Here is a 25,935-nt window from a genome sequence, read left to right as displayed (position 1 = left end):
GTTATTTGTATACTGCTTTACGTTTTTCTAAGACGGCTGTTACACCTTCTTTAAAATCTTCTAGTTCTGTTACAATCGCCATTTGAGAAGAAATGTAATCGAGTGCTGTGCGTAAATCCATGCGTTGGCTTTGATAGACCGCACGTTTAATGAATTGTACTGTTGTTGTTGGGCGACTTGCTAGTTCTTGTGCATACTGTAATGTGTATTCTTCGAGTGCCTCATCTTCTACGACAAAGGTAACGATGCCTTTCGCTTTCGCTTCTTCAGCTGTTAAAACACGCGCAGTCCAAAACATGTCCAGTGCCTGATCGATGCCGATAAGCTTTGGTAAATAGTAGGCGCCACCATCACCAGGAACGATTGCTACGTTTATGTAGCTCTCTGAGATTTTTGTTGATTTTGCCGTTATCCGAATATCACACATTAAAGCCATATCAAGACCGGCACCCATTGCGAAACCGTGCACTTGTGCAATTACTGGCTTATCAATTTCTTCAAGCAGCAATGGAATACGTTGAATCTTTTTCCATAGCGAATTTTTTCGTGCTAAGCCAGTCGAAGAAATATCATCCTCACTTTTGAAAAAACCTTCTCCAGCTTGCATCGCCTTAATATCGCCACCTGCACAGAATGATTTGCCATTTCCTTTCACGATAACCACACGAATATCATCTGAATCACGTACGGTTTCAAGCGCTGTAATCCATTCTGCAATCATTTCCTCGCTAAACGCATTATACGCCTCCGGTCGATTTAACGTAATTGTGGCAATATGGTCTTTAACATCAAATAATAAATCTGCCATGTTCATCTCTCCCTTTACATAATTGGTATTTTGTCTGGCTTGTGCTGAAGCATTGCACTGCTTACTTCAACTAACAAAGTATAGTTTTTAGCTCTGAGCTTTGAGCAGTAGTGAATTGTTAGTGAATGACGTCATATAAGCCCATAAGCTGTCACCGCTATGTTCTAGTAATTGAGTTGCCACCAAATCAGTCCAATAAAAAGTGCTTGCGCCTTCATCACGCCATGACCAAAGCCTACGTGTATACTGTTGTAAGCTATGTTCGTGTGTCGTACCAATTGCAGCATGCACTTGGTGGGAAATGGTCGCTACCGTTTGAATCATTTCTTCAAAACGAATTCGTGCATAGGCCACTTCACTCAGAGGGCTTTGTGCATCGAGGGCAACAGTCACATTATTAAATGCTGCTAAAGCTAACGCTGTTTCACCTGCTAAGTTCACAATATGTTGCTGAACAAGCTGGAAGCGATGGAGAGGACGACCAAATTGCTCACGCTCTTTTGTATAGTGCACGGTTAAGTCATTTATTTTTTCAATAGCGCCCGTTATCATTGCTAGTTGAAAGGCTGTTGCAATGGCTGTCATAGTCTGAATTTGTTTAGAAGTTAAGACAGTAGATTGTTGGCAAACATTGGCGTTTTGGAATGTTACCGTATCACGTGGCTCACCAGCTAAGTTTTTATCCGTTGAAATAGCCGCTTGGTTTAAGTCAATTGCAACTAAATGGATACCTTTTGTGCTGTGTGCAAGTGTTACTAATTGCTTTGTATGGCGCGCCCAAGGAATATGTTGTGCTGTGCCCGTTAGTTTGTCGTTTTCAAGTGTAAAGCTCGGCGTTTCAGCTAGCGCATAGGTTGCCAAATCATCCATTACTTGTAGGTTAGTATATGCTAATAAGTAGTTTGCTAATGTTGTTTCTGTAAATGGGATCGGAGCTGCATATTTTCCTGTTAAACGAACAATATTTAATAAATCTTCTAAATCGCCACCGGCACCGCCACTTTCTTCACAAATGGCGACAGCCGTCATACCGTTTTCCACGAACAAATTCCAGATATCCGATGCCCACTTGCCTTGCTCGACAATATCAACTAAATCTTTACTAACATTTTCTTTTAGCATTCGTTCTACTACTTCAAGAATCATTTCTTTCATTTCACTCACTGTGCGACAACTCCTTTCGCTACTATGCCATAAAGTACTTCTGAAGTGCCTCCTCGAATTGTAAAACCTGGTGCATGTAAAATAGACTCTGCCATTAAACGGTCGATTTTACGTTGCGCGTCAAGTGTAGGGTAGGTTTGCACTAATAAACGAGTAATTTCTGGTATGCTTTGTTCAAATTTGGTGCCAAGCGCTTTTACAAGAGCAGCGGGAATAGAGACTTCATCGCCGTTTCCAGTTGCTAAAAGCTGGGCTACACCAATTGATAAATTGCGTAAGCTCCAGAGGCGTGCGACAACTTTAGATGCTTGTTTTAACCCTTCAATGTTATTTTGTCTTTTTAATTCTTGAATGAGTTCATCGATTAAAGGGAACGTGCTTAAAATACGCTCTGGGCCACTGCGTTCAAATGCTAGCTCTGCTAAACCTTGAACCCAACCATTGCCAATTTCACCGACAACCATATTGTCAGGAACAAAGACATTATCAAAGAATACTTCATTGTAATGATGTTCACCTGTTAAAAATTTGATTGGGACTACTGTAATTCCATCCGCTTGTAAATCGACGATTAGTTGGCTTAATCCCGCATGTTTATGTTTGCCATCATATGGGCTCGTTCGAACTAAAGTCACCATGTAGTGACATAGATGCGCATTACTCGTCCATATTTTTTGACCGTTTACGATCCAGCCGCCTTCTACTTTTTCAGCACGTGTACTGACAGAAGCCAAATCTGAACCACTATTTGGTTCACTTAACCCAATGCCGAAGTAGCATTCACCTTTCACAATTTGCGGTAGGAAAAATGCACGCTGTTGTTCTGTGCCATAACGCAAAAGTAGTGGTCCTGTTTGTCGATCAGCAAACCAATGTGCTGCAACCGGCGCACCTATAGCTAAAAATTCCTCCGTTAAAATATAACGATCAATAGTACTGCGCTCTTGACCGCCATATTTTTTTGGCCAGGTGATACCAATCCAGCCTTTTTGACCTATCAATTTAGAAAATTCAGGGTTATCTCCACTTAACCAAGAATCACATTTCGGCACGAAGGTTCCTTTTGCTAGTTCTTCGTGTAGAAATGCTCGAACTTCTAAACGGAATTGTTCTTGCGCTTCTGTAAATTGCACTGTTGGTAATTGAAACATATAATAACTCCTCCTTTTTACCGCATTGTGATAACAATTACATTATATGTGTATTTTATGATTCGTTATGTAAATAAGTCAAATGTTTTTTAGAATAATTAGAAAATTCCGTAAGTGAAAACTGGCTACAGCATATATAAATTAGTAGATAGCTTTTAGCGATAAGCCTTACAAATAGTAAAAAGTATTTAATTTACGAAAAAGTGTAAAAAAACAGAAAAAACATGTTACTATGTAGAAAAATTCTGTTTTGGGGGTGTGGGAAGATGCAAATGACGATTAAAACTTCTCAAAAGGTCACACAAATATTATCAGCACAGTTAGTCCAGCATTTAGAAATATTGCAATATTCGGCGACTGAGCTAGAGCAATACATTTATGAAAGGGCAACAGAAAATCCACTATTAGTAGTCAACGACGCAAAAGAAAAAACGCAATATGAGGAGATTATGCAATTAGCAAATTGTTCTGTTCATCATTTTTCATCATCCTATGATAGGTCTAGCAGTAACCAATTTAATATGATTGAGATGAAGCTTGCTGAAAAAGAAAATTATGAACAATTCCTTTTAGAGCAAGTGCCGATGCATCAAAATTTATCTTCTATTGATTTACGAATTTTAAAATTTTTAATCCAATCGTTGGATAATCGCTTATTTTTGGACGTAGAGTTAGAGATTGTAGCAGACAAGTTTCAAACTAGTTATTCGCATGTAGAGGCAATTTTAGATTTATTACAAACTTTTGAGCCGATTGGCGTAGGCGCACGAAGTTACCAAGAATTTTTACTTATCCAATTGGATAATGATCAGTTTGCGCCGCAAATGGCTTCGACCTTTATTCGTTCGGATTTAGAGTTAGTTGCAACGCAAGCGATTAAACAGTTGAGTAAAAAATATAAGATGCCTTTACAAGATGTCATCGAAACGGTTCACTATATAAAAAAATTGAAACCGATCATGATGGGGGATAAATTAGAATCGATTCCCTATGTGATGCCAGATATCGAAGTGAAAGCAATTGCTGGAGAATGGGTGATTCAGTTAACTCGTCACCACTTACCTATCGTATCGATTGATGAAAGTTATGTTGCGCTGTTAAAAAATGATCCAAATTATCAAACGTACTACCGAGATTCCATGAAAGATGCATTAGCTCTATTGCAAGGAATTGAACAGCGAGATAAGACGCTTTATGAGTTAACTAGATTATTATTGCAACAGCAGGAAAATTTCTTTACGAAGGGGTTAGAAGCGATAAAACCTATGCGTTTAAAAGATCTTGCTGACTTGTTAGCTGTACATGAATCGACCATTAGTCGTGCTATTCGAGGGAAGTATATTCAAACGCCAAAAGGCATTTATGCATTACAATCTTTGTTTACAAAGGGCTTGCTGAATTCTTCCGGAAAAATGGATTCGATTATGTACATTAAAAAGCGCTTACAAAAGTTGATTGAAACCGAGGATAAACGAAATCCTTTAGCAGACCAGCAATTGACAAATATTTTATGTGAAGAAGGAATTCAAATTTCAAGAAGAACTGTTGCAAAGTATCGAGAGGAATTAAATATTTTAAGTTCATATAATCGAGCGTATGGGTAATGTGATGTAAAAAATAAATCGATGATGCAAATGTGCATCAAAATTTTAATTGTGCATTGTGCAAAAGCAATTCGTACCGCGTCATCTTGATAAGCTGTGTCCACCATAAAAGGATGAAGCGAGATAAGAAGCTAGTAAACTACAAACTTATTTAACAGAATTTTATAAATTTAAAGTTTTTTGTAGTGTTTGGCATAGAACTTGCTCATTAAACAGAAGACATGCATTAGAGAAAGGGGCTAGTAAATGTCTATATCAAAACACTAAGGGGTGGTTTAATGGGAGCTTTGCAAAAATCACTGAAAACACGACATATTACAATGATTTCCATTGGTGGGGTAATTGGAACCGGGCTTTTTGTTGGAACCGGAAAAAACATTTTAAGTACCGGTCCAGCAGCAGTCATATCCTATGCAATTGCGTGTTTGCTCATTGTCTTAATTATGCAAATGGTTGGTGAAATGGCGGCTGGGGAAATCGCATTAGGAGAGAAGTCTGGTCAATCGGGGGAGTTAGGCTCATTTGCATCTTATGCAGGAAAGTATATTGGGCCATGGGCAGGTTTTACAGTTGGCTGGCTTTATTGGGCTAGCTGGGTATTCATTGTTGGACTAGAAGCTGCATTAATCGGGGGTATGCTGCATAACTGGTTTCCATTTATACCGATTTGGGTTGGAAGTGTAGGCATTACATTGTTAATGACCATTATTAATATTTATTCGGTGAAATCATTCGGTGAATTTGAATATTGGCTATCATTTATTAAAGTTACGGCAATCATTATCTTTTTAGTAGTTGGAACAGCAATGATTTTCGGTATATGGCCTAATTATGAGCCTAAAGGATTAGGGATTTTAACAGCATTTGGTGGCTTTGCACCAAATGGAGTTGTTCCAATATTTACCGCAATTGTGTTTGTTATATTTTCTATTTGCGGTGCTGAAGTTGCAGCGATTGCTGCGGCAGAGTCTGAAAATCCAGCAAAAAATATTGTTCGTGCTATTCGCAATGTCGTATTCCGTCTCGGATTATTTTTTGTCGGCTCAGTAGCTATTATGGTCATGATTATCCCGTGGAATGATTCAACGTTTTTAGCAGCACCCTATGCCAATATTTTAACGATGGCTGGACTTCCAATTGCAGCTCAAATTATTCAAATCGTTATATTTATTTCATTAATTTCGGTGCTTAATTCAGCACTTTATACAAGTTCACGCATGTTACTTGAAATGTCACGTCAAGGAGATGCACCAAAAATCTTCTCACAAATACGAAATCGCCGCGGTGCACCAGTACCAGCTATTATTGGAAGTACCTTAGTTGCATATATTTGTGCCATGCTCTATTTTATTTCCCCAGAAGTAATTTTTTATTTTTTAGGTAATTGTGTTGGAGGATTAATGATTGCTGTTTATATTTTTATCGCTATTTCACAAATACGATTTCGACGGTATTATGATCAAGTTTCGGGCGAGCCATTATCGATTAGGATGTGGTTATTTCCATACTTATCGTATGTTACGATTGGTGTTTTAACGATTGTCTATTTATGCCAAGTGTTAATTGAATCGTTGCGTACGCAGTTTTACTTAAGTACATTAGTATTGATTGTGTCAATTGTGCTATTTGTCATCATGCGAAAACTTTCAACTAAACCAGCAGAGCAATTAGAGGATAAGTTAGCTTCAGAGTAGAATATTACTACGAGGCTATGACGAGTGTGAGGGAACTATACGATGAGATTAAATTCGCGACACGCTTACGAGAATGCAAGCCTAGCAAACAACTACGCAAGTAGTTGTTTGCTAGAGATTCCGTGGATAGGGAGCGGATTTTTTGCATTACTTCTAAAAATAATAAAATGGATTTGGAAAGGAAGCGGTTCAGATGTCAGTAACAGAACTTCATAAGGAAGAACATTTTTTTATTGTGAAAAATGGTGAAGTGATTGTCAAAAGTGATATCCAACAAGAGCTTCTTGAACAAATAAGTGAGAAATACTGTAAAGGACAAGAAACATTTGAGGTGCAAGAATATTTCGTCCATGTAGTAGAAACATCTCAAGGTACACTGTTTACAGCTAGATCATTGAAGCAGTTTAACGATATCGATTTTATGAACCCCCTGTCACATAAGTTGTTGAACTCAATTTCTGATGGGGTGACAATTTGTGATCGTCACGGCAAAATTTTATTTCAAAATGATATTGATATTGAAATTGTTGGCATCGATTTACGGGGGAGATATGCAAAAGATGTCATTGCTGAAGGGTTAATGAGTGATTCTATTTCGATGAAAGTAATTGAATCGCAAGAAAAGGTAACGATATTGCAAACTTTCATTAACGGTAGATGTTTTTTAGTCACAGGTCAGCCTATTTTTGACGAAGATGGCAAATTACAATATGTTGTTGCCATCACACGGGATATGACACAACTCAAATTGCTTGAACAAGAAGTACAAAAATTAGAAGATCAAAATGAAAATTTTAAATACAAACTACAAGCCTTACATAATCAAGAATCGAGAAAAAGTAGTTTAATTGCCGTATCTTCCGCCATGATGCAAGTAGTCAAAAGGGTGATGCGTGTAGCGGAAGTAGATTCTACCGTGCTAATTGGTGGTGAATCGGGAGTCGGCAAAGAGGAGATTACAAAACTTATTCATGCCTATAGCAGACGAAGTCATAAGCAAATCTTAACAATCAATTGTAGTGCAATTCCAGAAACATTACTTGAATCTGAACTTTTTGGCTATGAATCAGGGGCATTTACGGGAGCTAGTAAAGGTGGAAAAGCCGGACTCTTTGAAATTGCATCAGGAGGCACGGTGTTTTTAGATGAAATTGGAGAAATGCCTTTGCAACTCCAAGCTAAATTATTGCGAGTGCTACAAGAATCGGAGGTACAGCGCATAGGAAGTGGCAGACCGATTGCAATTGATGTACGAATTATCGCAGCAACCAACCGAAACTTAGCGGATATGGTTAGGCAAGGTAGCTTTCGGGAGGATTTATATTATCGCTTAAACATTATCCCTATTGAAATTCCACCATTAAGACATCGTCGGCAAGATATTATTCCATTAGTTAATCATTTTTTAGCGTTGATAGGTGATAAATATGGCATTCATCGAACAATTGAGTCAACAGCTATGAAAGTGTTAGAAGCGTATGCATGGCCGGGAAATGTCAGGCAATTAAAAAATATGGTGGAACGCCTTTGCTTATTGGCTACCCAACCTGAAATTACGGCAAGTACAGTTCAACAAGAGCTTGATAGCAATCCACTAGTTATTCGACAAGTCGACAATACAGTGCAACAGCCAAATGTACAACAACAGCTTGCAGTTCCACTTTTGGTAGGTACATTAAAAGAGCAAGTGGCAATGTTTGAAAAGCAATTGATTAAGCAAGCATTATCCGAACATCCGAGTATAAGACAAGCAGCCAAAGCGCTCGGTTGCGATCAATCTACGTTAGTAAGGAAAATACAAAAATTCCAATTGACACGGCATATCTCCTATCAAGAATAACGATGTAGTTATGCATCACTACTTGTATATTTGCATAATTAGTGCAAAAAAGCATGAAATGCTAGTGATATTTGAATAGGCGTATGTGTTTCTAACAAGATATTTATTGAAGCAAAAAAATATCGACATTCTGAAAACTACCAAGTCGTTCGAGGTGCTCAATAGTGAATAATGATGGACGAATTCAATAAATTAGAGAGGCATTTTTTAATAATGTCTCTTTTTTTATGTAGTTGGCATAAAAATTGCTTGTAATAAAGTGTATAAAACTTTTAATGAAAAGAGGCTGGTATTGATGACAATTCAACTAAAAGAAGAATTGAAAACTTTAGATCAAAAGCATTTTCTACATCCAACGACGTCGATTGAGCAACAGCAAACACAAGGGCCTGCTGCTATTTTTACAGAGGGGAAAGGCATCTATTTAAAAGATTTAGAGGGGAAAAGTTATATTGATGGCATGTCTTCTTTATGGAACGTAAACGTTGGACACGGTCGTGAGGAAATTGCAGAAGTTGCAAAAGAACAAATGGCAACATTAGCATTTAGCTCTTGTTTTGCTTCATTTAGTAATGAACCAGCTATTCGTTTAGCAACGAAAATAGCCTCTTTAACACCAGGAGATTTAAATACAGTATTTTTTACTTCCGGAGGATCAGAATCAAATGATACGGCGATTAAACTAGCTCGCCATTACTGGTTATTAAAGGGTCAGCCAGCGCGTCAAAAAATTATTTCACGTACACAATCCTATCATGGGGTGGCGATGGGAGCGACAAATGCGACGGGTATACAGGCATTTCGTAACTTTACCAACTCTCCTGCACCTGATTTCCATTATGTTTACAATCAATCTGTTCGCGATCTTCGAGAAATGATTGAAGCACTAGGTCCAGAAACAGTAGCAGCGTTTATTTCCGAGCCGATTCAAGGAGCGGGAGGAGTCAATATTCCGCCAGAAGATTATTTTAAAGAAGTACGTAAACTTTGCGATGAGTACGGCATTTTATTTATAGCGGATGAAGTAATTACCGGTTTCGGTCGTACGGGTAAATGGTTTGGCATGGAGCATTATGGCGTTGTACCAGATATGATGTCATTTGCTAAAGGGGTATCGAGTGGCTACGCACAGCTTGGAGGTGTGGTAATTTCGGAAAAAATTCATGAAACATATTGCCAGCTTTCCAAAGGGACTTTAATGCACGGTTATACGTATAGTGGTCATGCATTGGCTTGCCAAGTAGGCTTAAAAAACATTGACATTCTAGAGCGGGAAATGTTGATAGAAAACGCAGCATCTATGGGAGAAGCGATGTTGACAGGTTTTAAAGCGCTTCAAGAAAAATATAGCTTTATCGGAAATGTTCGAACAATTGGTTTGCTTGGTGCTATTGAGCTAGTTAAAAATCGTGAAACTGGCGAGCTTTTCAAGACTGCCATTAGCCCAATATTTGTTCAAGAAACGATGAAACGAGGCTTAATTTTACGAACAGTCACGTACGAGCAAGATACAGTTGTTTTTGCACCACCACTTATTTTATCGAAAGCAGAATTAAACGAAATGTTACGTATTCTAGATGAGACTTTTGAATTTGTGCGTAAAACGATTATTGCAAAAGATTAATATGTATGGCTTTAATGCGAGCTAATATGAAGAATCAGTTACTTAATCAAGGAGGGGTTTTATGACAACTATCATTAGGGAAATTCGAGAGCAATTTAATCCTGCAAAACCATCGCAATGTATTGGTCAAGTAGAGCTTTTGACAGTGGATGAGACAAAGGAAGTCGTTACAGCGGCAAATGAAGCATTTGAAGATTGGAAAAATACATCGTCAGTAGTGCGTGGGGAACTATTGCGTGTCACTGCAGACTTGCTCGAACAAAATATTGATAAAGTAGCTGAAACAGCTTCCAACGAAATGGGTAAAACCAAAAATGAAATGATTGGGGAGGTGAAACGTGGCGCTTCTATTTTGCGCTATTTTGCACAAGAAGGAATGCGGGCGACAGGTGAAGTATTGCCGTCTGCCAGTGAAGGCAAAATGTTGTACACAATGCGTGTCCCTCTTGGTGTAGTTGCAGCTATTACACCATGGAATTTCCCAGTAGCTATTCCTTTGTGGAAAATTGCGCCCGCATTAGTATACGGCAATACGGTTGTTTGGAAACCTTCTATTGAAAGCGCTTTAACGGGAAAACTTATCGGCGAGCTCTTTGAACAAGCAGGTATACCAAAGAATGTGTTAAACGTTGTACAAGGACGCGGTTCGAAAGTTGGGCAAGTTTTGCTTGAAGCACCAGAAGTGAAAGCAATAACATTTACCGGTTCAAATGGTGTTGGGCAAAGTATTTTAGATAGTGCAGGATCAACTAAGAAAAAAATTCAGCTTGAACTAGGCGGTAAAAACGCTGCCATTATATTAGCTGATGCGGACATTCATCTCGCTGCAAAGTTAACAATTGAAGGAGCAATGAAGCAAACCGGACAACGTTGTACAGCAACTAGTCGAGTTTATATTGAGGAAGCAGTTTATGATGAGGTGTTAGCATGTTTAATTGAACAAGCGAGGGAAATCAAAGTCGGCACGTCAATGGGTCCAGTTTCCTCAAAAGGTCAATATGAGAGTATTTTAGCTGCCATTGAAAAAGCAAAATTAGAAGGTGCCAAACTTGTCTATGGTGGTGGACCGACGCAAGGTAAATCAGAAGGTTATTATATTGACCCGACGATTTTTACAAATGTAACACATGCTATGGGCATTGCGCGTGATGAAATTTTTGGACCAGTTTTAGCTGTGATTAAGGTAAAGGATTATGAAGAAGCAATTCGATTATCCAACGACTCTGAATTTGGGTTAAGTGCTTCTATTTATACGAACAACATTCAAAAAGCTTTTGATTTTATTCAGCGTAGCGAAGTGGGGCTTGTTCAAGTGAACGACGAGACAGGTGGTGCTGAACCCCAAGCGCCATTTGGCGGCATGAAAAATTCAAGTACTGGCGCACGTGAACAAGGGCAAGCAGCAAAAGAATTTTTTACAACATTTAAAACGGTGACAATCCGCACACAGGGAATGTAATGGGCTTTAAAGCCCGTTACATATGGGAGACTGTTTTTTCTTATAGGTTAGTAGATTGTTATGCATATTTTCACACTATTAAACGAAAGAAGGTATCTCTATGGCACAAACTCGCTTAGCAATAGATGTTGGTGGAACGTTTACAGATGTGTTTGTTTTTAATGAAGATACAGGAGAAATATTTGTCACAAAAACTTCATCCACCCCATCAAACCCTGAACAGGGAATTTTAAATGGCGTTGAGAAGGCAGAGTTGAAAGGGCAGGATATTAAAATTTTTTCTCATGGCACGACGGTTGGTACGAATGCATTAATTGAGCGAAAGCTACCGAAAACCGCTCTAATTACGACAAAAGGATTTCGCGATGTCACAGAAATTCGTCGCGGCACAAAGGAGGATATTTGGGATACGTACAAAGATACGGCAAAGCCCTATATTCAACGCCGCGATCGTTTTGAAGTCACCGAGCGAATAGATTATGAAGGAACAGTATTGCAAGCTATCGATGAGGAAGAAATTCGGGTATTAGCAAAGAAATTGAAACGTCGCGGGACAGAATCCATTGCTATATGTTTTATCAATTCTTATGTGAATGGAGAAAACGAAGCAAAAGTGAAAAAGATTTTACTTGAGGAACTGCCAGATGTTTATATATGTACTTCAAGTGAAGTACTACCTGAAATATTCGAGCATGAACGGATGAGTACAACGATTATTAATGCGGTTCTAGGACCAATCATGAGCAATTATATTAGTAAATTAAGTAATGAAATGCAAAAAAGAGGCTATGAGGAGGAAATTTTAGTTTTACATTCTGGCGGAGGTGTCATGACGTCTAGTACAGTGCCTCGCTATGCCGCTAGATTAGCGAGCTCAGGAATTGCTGCGGGAGCAATTGCGAGCAAACATATAGCAAAGTTATGCGGTTTTGAAAATGCGATAGGCTTGGATATGGGAGGAACAAGTACAGATATTTCACTGATGTACAAAGGACAAATTCGAATTACAAAGGATTGGTCTATTGAATATGGTTATCCAATAGGATTTCCAAGTATTGAAATATTAACGATAGGTGCTGGCGGTGGTAGTTTAGCTTGGCAAGATGAAGGTGGATCATTACGAAATGGGCCGCAAAGTGCTGGTGCTATACCAGGTCCAGCCTGCTATGGTCATGGTGGTACAGAGCCAACCAACTCAGACGCTAATGTCGTTTTAGGACGTCTTGGTGTGACATTGTTAGATGGGATGATGCAATTAGATAAAAGAAAGGCACAGCAGGCTGTAACAAAAATTGCGCAAGCTTTCAATCAAACAATTGAAGAAGCTGCGAGTGCCATTATTGAAGTTGCCAATGCCAATATGAGTGATGCCGTTCGTTTAATTTCTGTACGAAGGGGCTATGACCCACGTGATTTTGCTCTTGTAGCCTTTGGTGGTGCAGGGCCACTTCATGCCGCACATTTAGCAAAAGATTTAAATATCCCGAAAGTCATTATCCCTACACATCCGGGCGTAGCAGCAGCAATGGGATGCTTACTTGTAGATGTACGCCACGATATTTCAAAAACGTTTGTAAAAAAAGCAAATGAAGTATCAGTCGAAGAGCTCGATATTCAATATCAGGCACTACGGAAAGAGGCGAAAGCATTATTAGAAGAAGAAGGGATTTCTGAAGAAACATCGACTTTGATGAATTATATGGATCTTCGCTATAAGGGACAATGGCGTTCCTTAGCGGTTGTGGTACCAGATTACGTCACTTCCTTGGAGGAAGTATTAGCAGCATTCCACCAAGAACATGAGCGAGAATTTGCATTTTCAGATAAGGACCAGATTGTTGAGATTTACGGTTTACGTGTGACTGCAATAGGTACAGTGCCAAAACCTAATTTCCCACAATTTGAATCAACTGGCTCCTTACAAGATGCTTATAAAGAGACACGACCTGTCTATTTTGATGGGGCATATGTTGAAACAAACGTTTATTATCGCGATAAAATTCCAGTGCATGCACAATTACAAGGTCCTGCAATTGTGGATCAATTAGATACGACGACGGTCATTCCACCAGGATTTACGGCTGAAGTAGATGCTTATAAAAATATCATTATTACCGTGAACTAATACATGATAAGGGGGAAGTAATCTATGAGTACTACAGGATTGTTCCTAAATAATCAAATTAAAAATCTGGATCCAGTAACATTTGAAGTGTTGAAAAATGGCTTTGTAAATTTAGTCGATCAAATGGCTGAACAAATGTTGCGTACTTGCTATTCTTTTGTTATTTATAATCGGGATTTTAGTTGTGCATTATGTGACGCACAAGGAAATACAGTTATGCAGGGAACACAAGATATTTCGGTACATGTCGGTACTTTACATCTAACAGCGAAAGCGATTTTAGAGGATTTTGCAAATGATATTCACCCTGGTGACGTATTTTTAGTAAATGATCCATATCGGGGGGGCACGCATTTTAGCGATGTTCGGGTTATACTACCTGTTTTCCATGGCGATAAGCTGATTGCCCTGATGCAAACAAACGGTCATTGGGCAGATGTAGGTGGTTCTAATCCAGGTTCTTTTGATATTACAGCAAAGGAACATTATGGAGAGGGATTACGAATACCCCCTGTACGCATTTATAGTAAAGGTCAGTATTTAGCAGATGTTGTGAATATTATCGTGATGAATATGCGTATTCCCGAGGAACGAATTGGCGATTTACGTTCACAAGTAGAAGCGGCTAAAATTGGCGAAAAACAATTGAATGAGATGATTAACAAATATGGTATCGATACGGTTTTATTAGCATTTGAAGAGGTACAAAATTATGTAGAACGTTTGACGAGTGCAAAGATTAAAGCCTTACCGAAAGGACAATGGGAAACAGTAGATTACATTGATATGGACCCAGAGCTAGGGGATGGCTTAATACCAGTGCATGTGAAAATGACAATTCGTGAAGATGAAATTTTCTATGATTTAAGTGGGTCACACCCTGCTATAAGTTGCTTTTTAAATGCTGGATTCGGTTCGGCACTTTCTGGTATTTATGCAGGAACGAAAACATTCTTTCCGGAAATTCCATTAAATTCAGGTTTCTATCGAGTTGTCAAAATACATTTGCCCGAAAATACTGTTGTCAATGCTCCGAGTCCTATTGCAGTATCTGGCTATTGCTCAGGTTCTTTTGAAAAGATAATGAATGCATGTTTTGAGTTATGGTCAAACATCATGCCTGAACGTGCAATTGCTTGTTCATTTAACCTAGAGTATTTGTTAATTGGTGGCTACGATCAACGACAAAATAATAATGGGTATTTTATGTGGTATGACTGGATGGCAGGAGGACATGGTGGGCGTGTGGATCGCGATGGCGCAAATACGACATCACCTGTATTTGGGGTCGGTTTAAGTGTCCAACCGTGTGAAGGGCAAGAACGCTTGTCTCCTGTACTAACGACAAAACATGAGATTATTACAGATTCAGCAGGTCCAGGGAAATATCGCGGTGGTTGTGGTGTTGAAAAGGGTGGGTTATTAACGGATATAAACAACACCGTGATGTCATATTGTTGTGACCGTTCTCGTTCTATTACGTGGGGCATTATGGGAGGCTTACCGTCCATTGCACAAGGGGCTATTTTAAATCCAAATCAAGCTGGTGAGGAATTTTTGGGTACTATTTTTTCTAATGTCGCATTGAAAAAGGGAGACTCCTTTACACGTCCATCTGCTGGCGGGGGAGGATTAGGTGACCCTCTTGAGCGTGATGTCAACGCAGTTTTAGAGGATGTCATCGATGAATATGTTTCGCTTGAACGTGCGAAACTTGATTATGGCGTTGTTATCCGTGAAATTGATCGTGATATTGATGCATTTGAAATTGATATGGCAGCTACCGTGAAAGAGCGAGCGTATATTCGAAAAAATCGTCAACAATGGCTTGAAACAGACCCCTATGAAGTGGAGCGTATGTACAATACAGGTGAAATCAATCAAATGGACGTTGTACGTCGCTATGGCGTTATTATGGATTACAAAACAAATCAAGTGTTACCAATTTCCACAAAACAATATCGTACGTCCATGAAAAAACGTTCGTTAGCCTATTGGATGTAATGTTATACAACAATAAAGCAACCAAGAGAACGAAATATTTCTCTTGGTTGTTATGATTTAGGCAAAGCGATTAAGCTGAAAAAGGGATAAATCTTGCTTGCTTGTACCATTTAATATAAGTTCTGTTAATACTTCGCCAACTGCGCTACTAAATTTGAAGCCATGACCAGAAAATCCTGCAGCAATGACAATATTGCGATGATTAGGTAAAAAATCAATGATAAAGTGTTCATCAGGTGTCACAGAATATTTACATGTTTTGCCGAATGCAAGTGCACCATGCTGTGGCATAAAGCGATTGAGAAAATGTTGTAAATCAGCAGCATCCTGATTATCGAATGGACGCATTGGCTCATTAGGGTCGATAGGCTCACCACCATCATGGCGACCTAGTTTCAAGCCTGCCCCATGAATGCTTGGAAAACCGTAATAGGCTGAATCAGCAAATTCGAAACAGTAGGCGGGGAATGTAGTGTCACGATAAAGCTGTTCGTCTGCTTCAAACCAAGCAAATGTTTTGCGTGTTGGTGTAATAGGATATGAAAGGTTCATGGTTTGGAGCAATTCCGATGCCCAAGCCCCTGCTGTGACAATGAGGTTTCTTGCCTCATATAACCCATTTTCTGTATGTATTTGTACAATGTCTTCGGTCTTAATAGCGTGGACCTTTTCATTTGTATGTAAAATGGCACCTTGTGCTAATGCTAACTTTTTATAGGCAGCGATACAGGCTTCTACATGCAATACACCTGCAGTTGGTTCATAGCACACTACTAAATCCTCAGGCAATGCTAATCCAGGCCATTTTTCCATCGCTTCGGCGGCTGTATACTGTTCTAAAGGTAAATCGTATAGTTTCGCGCTTGTTCTAACATTTTGAAGAAAGGTATGATCTGATTGACCAACATTCATCACACCTGTTTGTAAAAATAAAGATTCACTTGTTTCCGCTTCAAGCTCTTTCCATAGTTGTCCTGCGCGTAGCACGAAAGGGACATAACTCGCTCCTTCACCGTAAGCAAAACGAATAATTCTTGTTTCGCCATGATGGCTGCCCTCTTCATGTGGTGGATCAAAAGCATCGAGCATAAGGACGTTTTTTCCTGCCTTCGCTAAATAATAACCAGCCGCCATTCCCATTGAACCAGCACCCACAATAATTACATCATAAATCATAGTCATCCCTACTTTCTTTCTCTAGTATAGCAAAAAAGAAATGAGAATTTTGCAACAACTTAAATAGGGATTATAGGAAAACACGAAAAGGCTAGGACATCACTAAAAAGAAGAGTGGTTTAAGGGACAACTCTTGCTTAGAATGCATAAACAAATGATACAACGAGCAAAAAAGTGTTAGATTGATGCAGTCAATCTAACACTTTTTCTCTTACCTGTTAGCCAACAGATTATTACTGAATTAAATAAAACGAGCAATGTCTTTTAATGGTAAACGTGATGAACCATAAGCAGGTGCTGCCGCTTTCCCGATGGCAATAAGAACAACAGGGAAAATATGCTCTGGTAATTCAAAACGTTGTGCAAATTTCTCTTTATCAAATCCGCCCATTGTCACCGTATCATAACCTTTTTCTTTTGCAATCAGCATTAGTTGCATTGAGATAAGACCTGCATCAAATGTTGCAATATTTTTTCTGACTTCAAGTGGTGCAGCTGGGTAAGTACGTAGAGTATTCGTAATCATTAAATCTTTCTGTGCTTCACCCATATGCCCTTCTGCTACATTTTGCGTGTAAATTTGTTCAACTTGCTGATACATTTCGGCATTGCCTAACACTGCAATAATAGCTGAAGATGTTTCAACTTGTTCTTGGTTATTGGCAATAGCACGTAGTTCTGTTTTTACAGCTTCGTCTTGAATGACTAGGAATCTCCATGGTTGCAAGTTACTAGATGACGGAGCGCTAGTAGCCTCTTGAATAATTGCTTCAAGCTCTACTTGTGGAATTTTAAAAGCTGGATCATAGACGCGAACGGATTTACGCTCTTCCATAATTGTATATAGATTGGATTGTGTTTTAGTTGCTGACATAATGTCCTCCTTAAAACTTACTAATGGTAAGTTGATGATTAGAATCTTACCATTAGTAAGTTTATTCGTCAAATAAAAAATATTTTGTGTGCTACAATAGAATAAGGAATTACAGACAGGAGGTTATGAGATGACACAATCAAACTGTTCACATATATGTAGTAGTTATCATCAGGCAATAGAGTTTATAGGGAAACGTTGGATGGGAATGATTATTTATACTTTGTTGCCTGGTCCAAAAAGGTATCATGAAATTCATGCCACAATACCCGGCATTTCTGATCGTTTACTAACAGAACGTTTAAATGAGCTTGTTAATGCAGGATTAATTGAAAAGAAATACATTGATTCATCGATAAAAAAGGTAGAATATGCATTAACACCAAATGGCTTAGCATTTCAGGAAGTCATAGCGTCTATTCAAAAATGGATTGATTTATGTGAATTTGAGAAAATGACAAAAGAGACAACATAAAAAGCCAAAATACCTCAAGTGCTTGAGGTGTTATGGCTTTTTTTATTTGTAACTATTTGTAATGACTTTTGTTGTTTTGCCAATATCTTTATCCTTCCTATAAAGTTTGTACTTTTTTGCCTTTATATTATAGGATTCACTTAAGACAAAAAGACTGTAGATAAACTCTCTTTATCTACAGTCTCCAAACCTTACCTATTTAACATTTGGTAATACTTTATTTAACATAATGGCAACGAGCGCAGCTGTTGCTATTGGAGAGCCGAATAAATATTGTACCGTTGTAGGTAAAGCATATAAGAAATCTTTTGGTAATAGTGTTAACGCTAATGTTAAGATAACAGGAACAGCAATGACGTACATTTCTTTTTCGCCAATATGTTCATTTTTCATTACCTGTAACCCGCTAATGGCGATAATGCCACAGACGATGACAAAGACGCCACCGATCACTGCTGAAGGAATGGCAGAGATTAAGGCAGCCAATTTACCGGAAAAACCGAACAAAATAAACCAAAAACCTGCAACAATAAAGATACGACGGCTTGCAATACCTGTGATGGAAATAACCCCTGCATTTGTTGAATAGCCAGTTACCGGCGTAGAACCGAGTAATGAGGCGATGAAACAGCCAATACCCTCACCAATTACCCCACGATTAATTTGTCTATCTGTCAATGGTTTATCAATTACATTACTTACAGCAAACCATGTACCCGTCGTTTCAGCCATTAAGACAATATAGATAATCACCATTGTTATAATAGCTGAAAAGTTAAATGTAAAGCCGTAATCTACAAAAGGCAATTGCGGTAAGCTAAACCAATTTGCTTTTCCAACAGCCGATAAATCTAAAATACCCATAATATTTGCAGCGACACAACCGATAAGCAACGCGATAATAACGGAGGCAATACGAAATACTCGACCTTTTTGACGGAATATAGAGCCTAGCATTACGCAGCCAATTAATACGGTAGCTGAAATAAGCGCCAAGTATATGTTTTGGCTAATCGTAGCACCAGCGCCTTCAAAAATATTACTACTTAAACCAACGGGCATAAGGGATAAGCCAACGACGAAAATAATTGTACCGCCTACAATTGGGGGAATAAATGTTTTAACGATTTTGTTGAAAATACCTGTATAACCTAAAATGATGACAAAAATGGCCCCAATCAGGCTTGCACCCAGTACAGCGCTCCAACCAAGTTCGCCACTGCCACTTGCGGCATAGATACCAACTATCGCTCCTAATGGTACATACGAGGGTCCTTGTGCGATTGGAAGCTTCATGCAGAAATGGCTTTGGACAATCGTCGCAATCCCTGCTGCGATAAATGTTGATTGTATTAAAGCACTTGCTTGTCCTGATTGCATGCCTATTAACATCGCAATTAGGAAAGGTACGACATAGACGTCCATGGCCATTACATGTTGTAAACCTAGAAGAGCGGATTGACCGAATGGTACTTTGTCATCGGGTAAAACGGTTAAATGTGCGGTATTACTGTTTGCTAAATTGTTTTTTTGCGTTTCCACTAAGATGCCCACCTCAAATGTTAAGTTTATAAATAAAACGACTTAGTGACCTCCATCTGTTGCTACAGAGAAGGGGAGACCACTGTTTGCGTTAGATTATTCTGTTCTTTCGTGCACTTTAATGCCTTGCACCCATACTTCTCGAATATTTTCAGGACGTACTAGATACATGATTTTTTGGAAGATATCAATCAGTTTTTCTTTGTTATCAAAGATTGGTAGTTTAGCAGATGCTACTTTTGTATCGATTACTTGAACATCCCACGTATAGTTTTCTTGTAAGCGACCAATTGGAAGACTTAAACTTTCACCACCGCCAGCTGTTGCTAAATAGAATGCTTCGTTGATAGTAATGCGCGAATTTGGCACGCCACGTTTGTCTGCAGGAAGTTCTGTATTCACACCATCTTCCAACATTCTAGATGACATTACCGCCTGTCTTGCATTATCAAAAAGACTAGGTGAGAAGCCACCTGAAATGTCTGAGCCTAAACCAATATCTACACCTTTTGCATGGAAGCGGGCAATGGGAATAACGCTGTTAGCAAAATAAGCATTTGAAATTGGACAATGGCCGATAGCAGTACCAGTTTCAGCAAATAGTGTGGCATCTTCATCGTTTAAGAAATTACAATGTGCCATAACAGACTTATCACCTAATAGACCAAAATCATGTAAAGCGTAGGCATCATTTTTGTTGAAGCGGTCTTGCACGTACCTATGCTCCCAGTCACTTTCACTACAATGAGATTGAATATGTGTATCATACTTAGCTGCCAATTCACCTAAACCTTTTAAAGCACTATTTGTACAACTTGGAATAAAGCGAGGTGTTACAACAGGATATACGCCTTGCTTGGTAGATTTCGCTAATTCTTTAACAGCTAAAATAAACTCTTCTGTATCCGCTAATGCTGTTGCCGTATTTGCATCTCGATAAAATGCAGGGTTTTGTTCAGGGTCATCCATGACAACTTTCCCAACAAGACCACGTTGTCCTTTTGTAGCACAGATTTCAGCTAATAATAGGCTTGCTTCCTTATGAACTGTTGCAAAGTACAACGATGTTGTTGTGCCATTGGCAAGAAGGGTACTTACTAAATCTTCATAGACCTCTTTCGCAAATGCTAAGTCCGAGAACTTCGATTCGATAGGGAAGGTATAGGTGTTGAGCCAGTCATATAGGGGGATGTCTAGAGCAGTACCGGCTTGAGCCCATTGTGGTGCATGGACATGCAAATCGACAAAGCCTGGGAAGAAATACTGGCCATCAGTTAATTGGTAGAAATTTTCTTTCCCTTTATATGTATGTAGTACTGTTTGATAGTCAGGATGCTCTGGCGCAATCGTTTTTTCGATTATTCCGTCTGCGTTAATGCAAAACAGGTAGTCTTGTAAAATTTGTACTTCTTTGGAAGACTTACTTGAAAAAGCAGTTCCTTTGAAAATTTGCGTATATTTAAACATAGTTTACACCTCAATGTTCGTATTTTGGTATCAGCAGGGAATATTATAGGATAATAAAACTATAAAGTCTATAAAAAAAACGAATATTTTACTTTTCACCTGATGTAGAAAGTAGTGGGAAAATGAGGCTTGGCAAATTAATAATCTTTATATAAACTGTAAATGAGAATTGTTATCGTAGTTTGTTGCGAGAAAATCGGAATAAATAGGTGCTATATAAGATTTTTTGGAAATGCCCAAAAGGAGGGGATTGAAAGGACATGCTTGGTAGGAAAGTAAGCCTAGTTATGGGAGTATGTGTTGGTGTTTTTTTGCTTATAGTATTACTTGTTATTAGTTTAAAAGCTAATTATTAAATAAATCGCCTAATCGACGACTCAAGTGTGAATGCTTGGGTCTTTTTTGTAAAAAGAAAAGTGTAAAACCACCTCCCTTTATTATTTTGAATATTGGTAAAATTTATAAATTTAATTGCTTTATTAAGGAGCATTCAGTATCCTTTTATTAACAAAGGGGGAGAGGATGCGATGAATCGTCAACACATTGGTATTTTATTTGGGGGAGTACTATTACTAGTTGTAGCGATGGGGATTAGCCGTTTTGCTTTTACGCCCATTTTGCCGTTTATGCGGGAGGATGTTGGCTTTTCATTTGAGGTTGCAGGCTTTTTAGCATCTAGTAATTATATTGGTTATTTTATTGGGGCATTATGGGCGGGATTTATTTACCGACAGCGGAAACATTTTTTACTGTTGAGTGTGGTATTAAATGTCATTTCTGTTGTGCTTATGGGGCTAATTGAGCTCTATAGTGTTTGGCTTGTTCTACGATTAATTGCAGGGATTACAGGGGGACTTATTTTTGTTTTAACTTCTAGTATTATTATGGATTATTTGGCCAAACAAACGCTCACAAAGTGGTCAGGCTATTTATTTAGTGGTATAGGGCTTGGTATTGCCATTTCAGGTTTATTCGTACCTTTTATTGAAGCACGTTTTGCTTGGCAAGGTACTTGGATTGGCTTAGGCATTTTATCCGCACTATTTTTAGTGATTACATTTCTATTATGGAGAAATTTACAAGTACACGATAGCGTGAAAGTAACGAAAACGGCAGATGCAAAAATGTCGCGGGGTTTTATGCCTTGGCTAATTGCGGCATATGGGTTTGAGGGGCTTGGTTATATTATAACTGGTACATTTTTAGTGGACATTATTCACAACATTCCATCGCTCCAATCATATTCCTCTTATAGTTGGGTCATTGTTGGTGTAGCGGCTATTCCATCTGCTCCAGTTTGGACAGTACTATTAGAGAAGTTTTCTGCAATAAAAATTTTATTTGTGGCTTACATACTACAAGTGCTAGGGATATTGTTGCCGGTATTTTCACAAACAGTATGGAGTGTGCTATTGTCTTCATTTTTATTTGGTTTAACATTCGTCGGTATTGTTACGCTAACAACTGCCTATGCTAGACAGCTATTTCCAACACAGAGTGGTCCAGTCGTGTCATTGTTGACAACGTTCTATGCGTTTGGACAAATTATCGGGCCAATTATAGCTGGACAACTTGTGGTCATTTTTAGCAGCTACAAGGCAGCACTCATTTTTGCAGGCAGCATCGTATTGCTAGGGCTAATTGTAATGTTATGCGGTAAGTGGATCGTGTTAAAACAACAAGAGAAGATAGCCAATTTAAACATCCAATCTAATCATTAGTTAAGGGTGCCAGTTAAGGGTGCCTGACACCCGGAATATTCTGAATTGTTTGAGTGCCTGCCACCAGAATTGTTTAAGTGTCAGGCACCTTTTTCGTTTTTTTTAAAATCAAAAAAATGTTATAATTGTGGTAAATCAATTGGAGTGATGCGCATGAGTGTAAAGACTTTTCGTAAAATCCCACTTGAAAAATTTATAGATTTAAAAGTAGATTATGCTTTTAAACAATTATTTGGTACGGATAAAAATAAGGCTATTACTATAGTATTCCTGAATGCTTTATTAAATCGTACAGGGAGAAATGCTATTAAAGAAGTTACTTTTATAAGTCAAGAATTTGGTAGTGAACATGTAGATGATAAGCAATCTCGCTTGGATATTTTAGTGAAAACACAAGATGAGTTATTTGTTAATGTTGAAATTCAATTAACCAATCAATACGATATGATGAAACGAACACTGTACTATTGGTCAAGAATTTATACTTCGCAACTGCGTAAAGGGATGGGGTATCATAAATTACGACCGACAATTACTATAAATATTTGTAATTTTACGTTATTTGAACACACAAAAAATTATCATTCTATTTTTCAACTTTATGATAATCAAGATAATTTGAAAATGGATGACGTACTTGAAATACATTTTATCGATATTAATCGATTTATACAGCAATGGTATGCAAAACAATTGGATTCTTTTAAAAATGTCTTGGATAGATGGTTAATGCTACTGGGAATGGTTGATGGACGTAAACAGAAAGTCTATGAAGAAATTTATTTAGAATTGGAGGAGCTTGCCATGAAAGATGAGGAGTTATTCAATGCTATGAATGTTTGGCATGATTTAAGTCAGTCCCCTGAAGATTATTATGCATATCAATCTCGTTTGAAATATATCCTTGATGAGGCGGCGAAGCTAGAAGATACAAAATATATAGCTGAGCAAGAAGGGCTATTGAAAGGAATAGAACAAGGCATAGCACAGGGAATAGAACAAGGCATTAAACACGGAGAAAAAAAGGTGCAGAAGGAAATGGAACTGACCCCAATAGGTATAGACAAATAAAAAAAGCATCTTCGATTGAAATTCGGGTATAGATACTTAAATTTCAATTTGGAGGTGTTTTTTCTATGGGAACAAGAGTGAGTTATCCCTATGAAGTAAAAATGAAAGCGATTAAGATGCGATTAGCAGGTGTACCTGTCAAACAGATTCTATTGGAATTAAATATACGCCATAAAACACAGGTCGAAACATGGGTGCGTTGGTATAGAAATGGTGAAGTCAATCGTTTGAAACAACCTGTAGGCAAACAATATATCTTTAATAAGGGTCCTGAACCGGACAATGAACAAACGAAATTAGCATTGGAAAACCGTTATTTAAAGCAACAAATTGAGGTGCTAAAAAAGTACGCAGAATTGGAGAGGAAGTGGTTGGAGAAGTAGCAGTACAATTAGTTGCGTCACTAAGAAGCATAATGTCTGTAAAGGACATTTGTAAACATTTTGGGATTGCACGATCTACCTACTATCGTTGGAAACAGGCATCAACCGATGCAAGGTCTCGTCAAACAATAGAGAGACGTATCGGTGAACTCTGTCGTACAAATAAATTTCGCTATGGCTACAGAAAAATTACAGCACTCTTACGTCAAGAAATGTGCGTCAATCATAAAGTGGTTCAACGTATTATGCAAAAATATGGTTGGCAATGTCGCGTGAAAGTGAAAAAACGGAAACGAACAGGACAACCTTATGCAATCGCAGCAAATTTATTAAATCGCGATTTTGAAGCCACCGCACCGTTACAGAAGCTCGTAACTGATATTACTTACTTGCCATTTGGTCAAAAACAGTTGTATCTTTCAAGTATTCAAGATTTATATAATGGTGAAATTATTGCCTATTCGATTGGAGACTGCCAAGATACTGATTTTGTGCTGGATACATTAGCTCAACTTCATCATTTGCCCGAAGGGTGTACGTTGCACAGTGACCAAGGGGCGGTATACACATCGTATGGTTATCAACAGGCCGTAAAAGCAAAAGGCATTACCATGAGCATGTCCCGTAAAGGTACGCCCGCTGATAATGCCCCAATCGAATCGTTTCATTCTGTGTTAAAGTCTGAAACATTCTACTTAGACAATTTGAACAGTACTACGACGGCCATCGTAGAACAAACTGTCAAAGACTATATAAACTATTATAACAATAACCGAATTCAAACGAAACTAAACAACCTGTCGCCGGTTCAATACCGACAACGGGTTGGGTAATGCTTTTTTGTTTAGTGTCTTATATATCGGGGTCAGTCCCAATTGCGTTAAAGTTATTGAAGAGAGAAACCAATATTGAAACAATCGCAGAATTAACAGAGCTAACAATTACTGAAATTAACCAGTTAAAAGAATTACTTGATTAAAACTTTAGGTGCCGGGCACTCGAAATTTTCACAATTGTTTGGGTGCCAGGCACTTCTTACATTTTCCTTTTTCGATTCAACATTATAAAGTATAACCATATTACTAAAATACTATAAATAAAAATCCAAATAAATTGCCAATAAAAAACGGCTGGTATTACGTTGATGCTATCATCTGAACTCATCATTTCTAAAGAAAGATGTACTGGAGGTAAGAGCCATAATAGACCCTTTACTTGTAAAATAACGCTTTTTAAAGAGGCGATAGCTAAAGAAATAATTAAGATACTAAGTACACCCCACCAAGAATTTTGTTTATTTTTGACTAGTTCCCTTGTGAAAATGGCAGAGAGTGCAATAGCAAGCATAGAAAGGCTAAAATGAGCTAGGAAACCCAATATGATATGCCATAAACTTGGTCGTTCACCAAATGCACCAATTATTATAGGGTACAACACTGACACACAGCTTAGACAAAAGCCAATTACAATACAAATCAAATAAAGCGTAACAAAATACATATTTTGCCCTTTAGCATGTAGTATAGTAATGACTTTTTGTCCCTCGTCCTCCGCATGAAATATTGTTACTGTAAACCATCCCATTAGTAAAAATAGAAGAGTCGAAGTAAATGAGTAACTGTCCAATATTGGATTTGGTACAAATGCATAGTTGACTACCGTACATAAAATGAAAATGAAAAAAGGGGGAATGTATTTATAAGTTCTTATATAATTACTAAATTGATAGTGTAATAAACTTATCATGTATTTA

The 25,935-nt window shown here is 38.2% G+C and carries 19 protein-coding genes; 11 read left to right on the top strand and 8 right to left on the bottom strand.

Features of this window, described 5'->3' with window-relative positions:
* Position 1: 1 nt before the first annotated feature.
* The 3 genes from LS41612_RS16260 to LS41612_RS16250 all read right to left on the bottom strand — a co-directional run bounded on the left by LS41612_RS16260 (position 2) and on the right by LS41612_RS16250 (position 3,123).
* A complete protein-coding gene (locus LS41612_RS16260) occupies positions 2-808 on the bottom strand; it encodes an enoyl-CoA hydratase/isomerase family protein (protein WP_024361417.1) in 807 nt (268 codons plus the stop codon).
* Positions 809-895: 87 nt separating this feature from the next.
* Positions 896-1,963, bottom strand: a complete 1,068-nt coding sequence (locus tag LS41612_RS16255) for an acyl-CoA dehydrogenase family protein (RefSeq protein ID WP_233433850.1) — start codon at positions 1,961-1,963, stop codon at positions 896-898.
* Positions 1,964-1,968: 5 nt separating this feature from the next.
* A complete protein-coding gene (locus LS41612_RS16250) occupies positions 1,969-3,123 on the bottom strand; it encodes an acyl-CoA dehydrogenase family protein (protein WP_024361415.1) in 1,155 nt (384 codons plus the stop codon).
* Between the two features lie 266 nt (positions 3,124-3,389).
* Between LS41612_RS16250 and rpoN the strand changes: the two genes are divergently transcribed.
* The 7 genes from rpoN (at position 3,390) to LS41612_RS16215 (ending at position 15,473) form a co-directional block, all read left to right on the top strand.
* The gene (gene rpoN, locus LS41612_RS16245; RefSeq protein ID WP_024361414.1) at positions 3,390-4,727 is read left to right on the top strand and encodes an RNA polymerase factor sigma-54; all 1,338 of its coding nucleotides are present in this window, start codon (positions 3,390-3,392) and stop codon (positions 4,725-4,727) included.
* A 278-nt stretch (positions 4,728-5,005) separates the two neighbouring features.
* Entirely contained in the window at positions 5,006-6,421 is a 1,416-nt protein-coding gene (locus LS41612_RS16240) for an amino acid permease (protein WP_024361413.1), read from the top strand.
* Positions 6,422-6,614: 193 nt separating this feature from the next.
* On the top strand, positions 6,615-8,261 hold the full coding sequence (locus tag LS41612_RS16235; protein ID WP_024361412.1) for a sigma-54 interaction domain-containing protein: 1,647 nt from the start codon (positions 6,615-6,617) through the stop codon (positions 8,259-8,261).
* 295 nt (positions 8,262-8,556) lie between these two features.
* Positions 8,557-9,885 carry an aminotransferase family protein gene (locus tag LS41612_RS16230; protein WP_024361411.1) on the top strand — a complete coding sequence of 443 codons (1,329 nt, stop codon included), beginning with the start codon at positions 8,557-8,559 and terminating at the stop codon, positions 9,883-9,885.
* Between the two features lie 61 nt (positions 9,886-9,946).
* Positions 9,947-11,344, top strand: coding sequence for an aldehyde dehydrogenase family protein (locus LS41612_RS16225; RefSeq protein WP_024361410.1), 1,398 nt, complete (start codon positions 9,947-9,949; stop codon positions 11,342-11,344).
* 100 nt (positions 11,345-11,444) lie between these two features.
* The gene (locus tag LS41612_RS16220; RefSeq protein WP_024361409.1) at positions 11,445-13,469 is read left to right on the top strand and encodes a hydantoinase/oxoprolinase family protein; all 2,025 of its coding nucleotides are present in this window, start codon (positions 11,445-11,447) and stop codon (positions 13,467-13,469) included.
* 24 nt (positions 13,470-13,493) lie between these two features.
* A complete protein-coding gene (locus LS41612_RS16215; RefSeq protein WP_024361408.1) occupies positions 13,494-15,473 on the top strand; it encodes a hydantoinase B/oxoprolinase family protein in 1,980 nt (659 codons plus the stop codon).
* A 57-nt stretch (positions 15,474-15,530) separates the two neighbouring features.
* Here LS41612_RS16215 and solA read toward each other — a convergent pair whose 3' ends face one another.
* Together solA and LS41612_RS16205 are read right to left on the bottom strand one after the other, a co-directional pair.
* Positions 15,531-16,649, bottom strand: a complete 1,119-nt coding sequence (solA, locus tag LS41612_RS16210; protein ID WP_024361407.1) for an N-methyl-L-tryptophan oxidase — start codon at positions 16,647-16,649, stop codon at positions 15,531-15,533.
* Between the two features lie 241 nt (positions 16,650-16,890).
* Entirely contained in the window at positions 16,891-17,523 is a 633-nt protein-coding gene (locus LS41612_RS16205; protein ID WP_024361406.1) for a nitroreductase family protein, read from the bottom strand.
* 130 nt (positions 17,524-17,653) lie between these two features.
* On the opposite strand from LS41612_RS16205, the gene LS41612_RS16200 reads away from it, so the two are divergent.
* Positions 17,654-17,998 (top strand): winged helix-turn-helix transcriptional regulator, encoded by a 345-nt coding sequence (locus LS41612_RS16200; protein WP_024361405.1) that lies wholly within the window; start codon positions 17,654-17,656, stop codon positions 17,996-17,998.
* A 195-nt stretch (positions 17,999-18,193) separates the two neighbouring features.
* Here LS41612_RS16200 and LS41612_RS16195 read toward each other — a convergent pair whose 3' ends face one another.
* Positions 18,194-19,540: a uracil-xanthine permease family protein gene (locus LS41612_RS16195; RefSeq protein WP_024361404.1), complete on the bottom strand. Its 1,347-nt coding sequence runs from the start codon at positions 19,538-19,540 to the stop codon at positions 18,194-18,196.
* Positions 19,541-19,636: 96 nt separating this feature from the next.
* Positions 19,637-21,007: a guanine deaminase gene (guaD, locus tag LS41612_RS16190; protein WP_024361403.1), complete on the bottom strand. Its 1,371-nt coding sequence runs from the start codon at positions 21,005-21,007 to the stop codon at positions 19,637-19,639.
* A 527-nt stretch (positions 21,008-21,534) separates the two neighbouring features.
* Here guaD and LS41612_RS16185 point away from each other — a divergent pair.
* The 3 genes from LS41612_RS16185 (at position 21,535) to LS41612_RS16175 (ending at position 25,015) form a co-directional block, all read left to right on the top strand.
* Entirely contained in the window at positions 21,535-22,728 is a 1,194-nt protein-coding gene (locus LS41612_RS16185) for a YbfB/YjiJ family MFS transporter (protein WP_024361402.1), read from the top strand.
* A gap of 153 nt (positions 22,729-22,881) precedes the next feature.
* Positions 22,882-23,799, top strand: coding sequence for an Rpn family recombination-promoting nuclease/putative transposase (locus LS41612_RS16180; protein WP_024361401.1), 918 nt, complete (start codon positions 22,882-22,884; stop codon positions 23,797-23,799).
* Positions 23,800-23,864: 65 nt separating this feature from the next.
* A protein-coding gene (locus LS41612_RS16175; protein ID WP_233433803.1) for an IS3 family transposase occupies positions 23,865-25,015 on the top strand; the annotation gives its coding sequence in 2 pieces (ribosomal slippage) (positions 23,865-24,138 and positions 24,138-25,015; 1,152 coding nt in all).
* A gap of 202 nt (positions 25,016-25,217) precedes the next feature.
* Here LS41612_RS16175 and LS41612_RS16170 read toward each other — a convergent pair.
* Entirely contained in the window at positions 25,218-25,928 is a 711-nt protein-coding gene (locus LS41612_RS16170) for a hypothetical protein (protein WP_024364787.1), read from the bottom strand.
* Between the last annotated feature and the right edge of the window lie 7 nt (positions 25,929-25,935).

The sequence above is a fragment of the Lysinibacillus sphaericus genome, from assembly GCF_002982115.1.
GTDB lineage: Bacteria > Bacillota > Bacilli > Bacillales_A > Planococcaceae > Lysinibacillus > Lysinibacillus sphaericus.
Note: the sequence above shows the minus strand (reverse complement) of the source record. Positions and strands in the feature narration are given on the sequence as shown.

Coding starts and splice junctions, on each gene's coding strand:
- LS41612_RS16260 (WP_024361417.1), bottom strand. CDS start 808: ATGGCAGATTTATTATTTGATGTTAAAGACCATATTGCCACAATTACG.
- LS41612_RS16255 (WP_233433850.1), bottom strand. CDS start 1,963: ATGAAAGAAATGATTCTTGAAGTAGTAGAACGAATGCTAAAAGAAAAT.
- LS41612_RS16250 (WP_024361415.1), bottom strand. CDS start 3,123: ATGTTTCAATTACCAACAGTGCAATTTACAGAAGCGCAAGAACAATTC.
- rpoN (WP_024361414.1), top strand. CDS start 3,390: ATGCAAATGACGATTAAAACTTCTCAAAAGGTCACACAAATATTATCA.
- LS41612_RS16240 (WP_024361413.1), top strand. CDS start 5,006: ATGGGAGCTTTGCAAAAATCACTGAAAACACGACATATTACAATGATT.
- LS41612_RS16235 (WP_024361412.1), top strand. CDS start 6,615: ATGTCAGTAACAGAACTTCATAAGGAAGAACATTTTTTTATTGTGAAA.
- LS41612_RS16230 (WP_024361411.1), top strand. CDS start 8,557: ATGACAATTCAACTAAAAGAAGAATTGAAAACTTTAGATCAAAAGCAT.
- LS41612_RS16225 (WP_024361410.1), top strand. CDS start 9,947: ATGACAACTATCATTAGGGAAATTCGAGAGCAATTTAATCCTGCAAAA.
- LS41612_RS16220 (WP_024361409.1), top strand. CDS start 11,445: ATGGCACAAACTCGCTTAGCAATAGATGTTGGTGGAACGTTTACAGAT.
- LS41612_RS16215 (WP_024361408.1), top strand. CDS start 13,494: ATGAGTACTACAGGATTGTTCCTAAATAATCAAATTAAAAATCTGGAT.
- solA (WP_024361407.1), bottom strand. CDS start 16,649: ATGATTTATGATGTAATTATTGTGGGTGCTGGTTCAATGGGAATGGCG.
- LS41612_RS16205 (WP_024361406.1), bottom strand. CDS start 17,523: ATGTCAGCAACTAAAACACAATCCAATCTATATACAATTATGGAAGAG.
- LS41612_RS16200 (WP_024361405.1), top strand. CDS start 17,654: ATGACACAATCAAACTGTTCACATATATGTAGTAGTTATCATCAGGCA.
- guaD (WP_024361403.1), bottom strand. CDS start 21,007: ATGTTTAAATATACGCAAATTTTCAAAGGAACTGCTTTTTCAAGTAAG.
- LS41612_RS16185 (WP_024361402.1), top strand. CDS start 21,535: ATGAATCGTCAACACATTGGTATTTTATTTGGGGGAGTACTATTACTA.
- LS41612_RS16180 (WP_024361401.1), top strand. CDS start 22,882: ATGAGTGTAAAGACTTTTCGTAAAATCCCACTTGAAAAATTTATAGAT.
- LS41612_RS16170 (WP_024364787.1), bottom strand. CDS start 25,928: ATGATAAGTTTATTACACTATCAATTTAGTAATTATATAAGAACTTAT.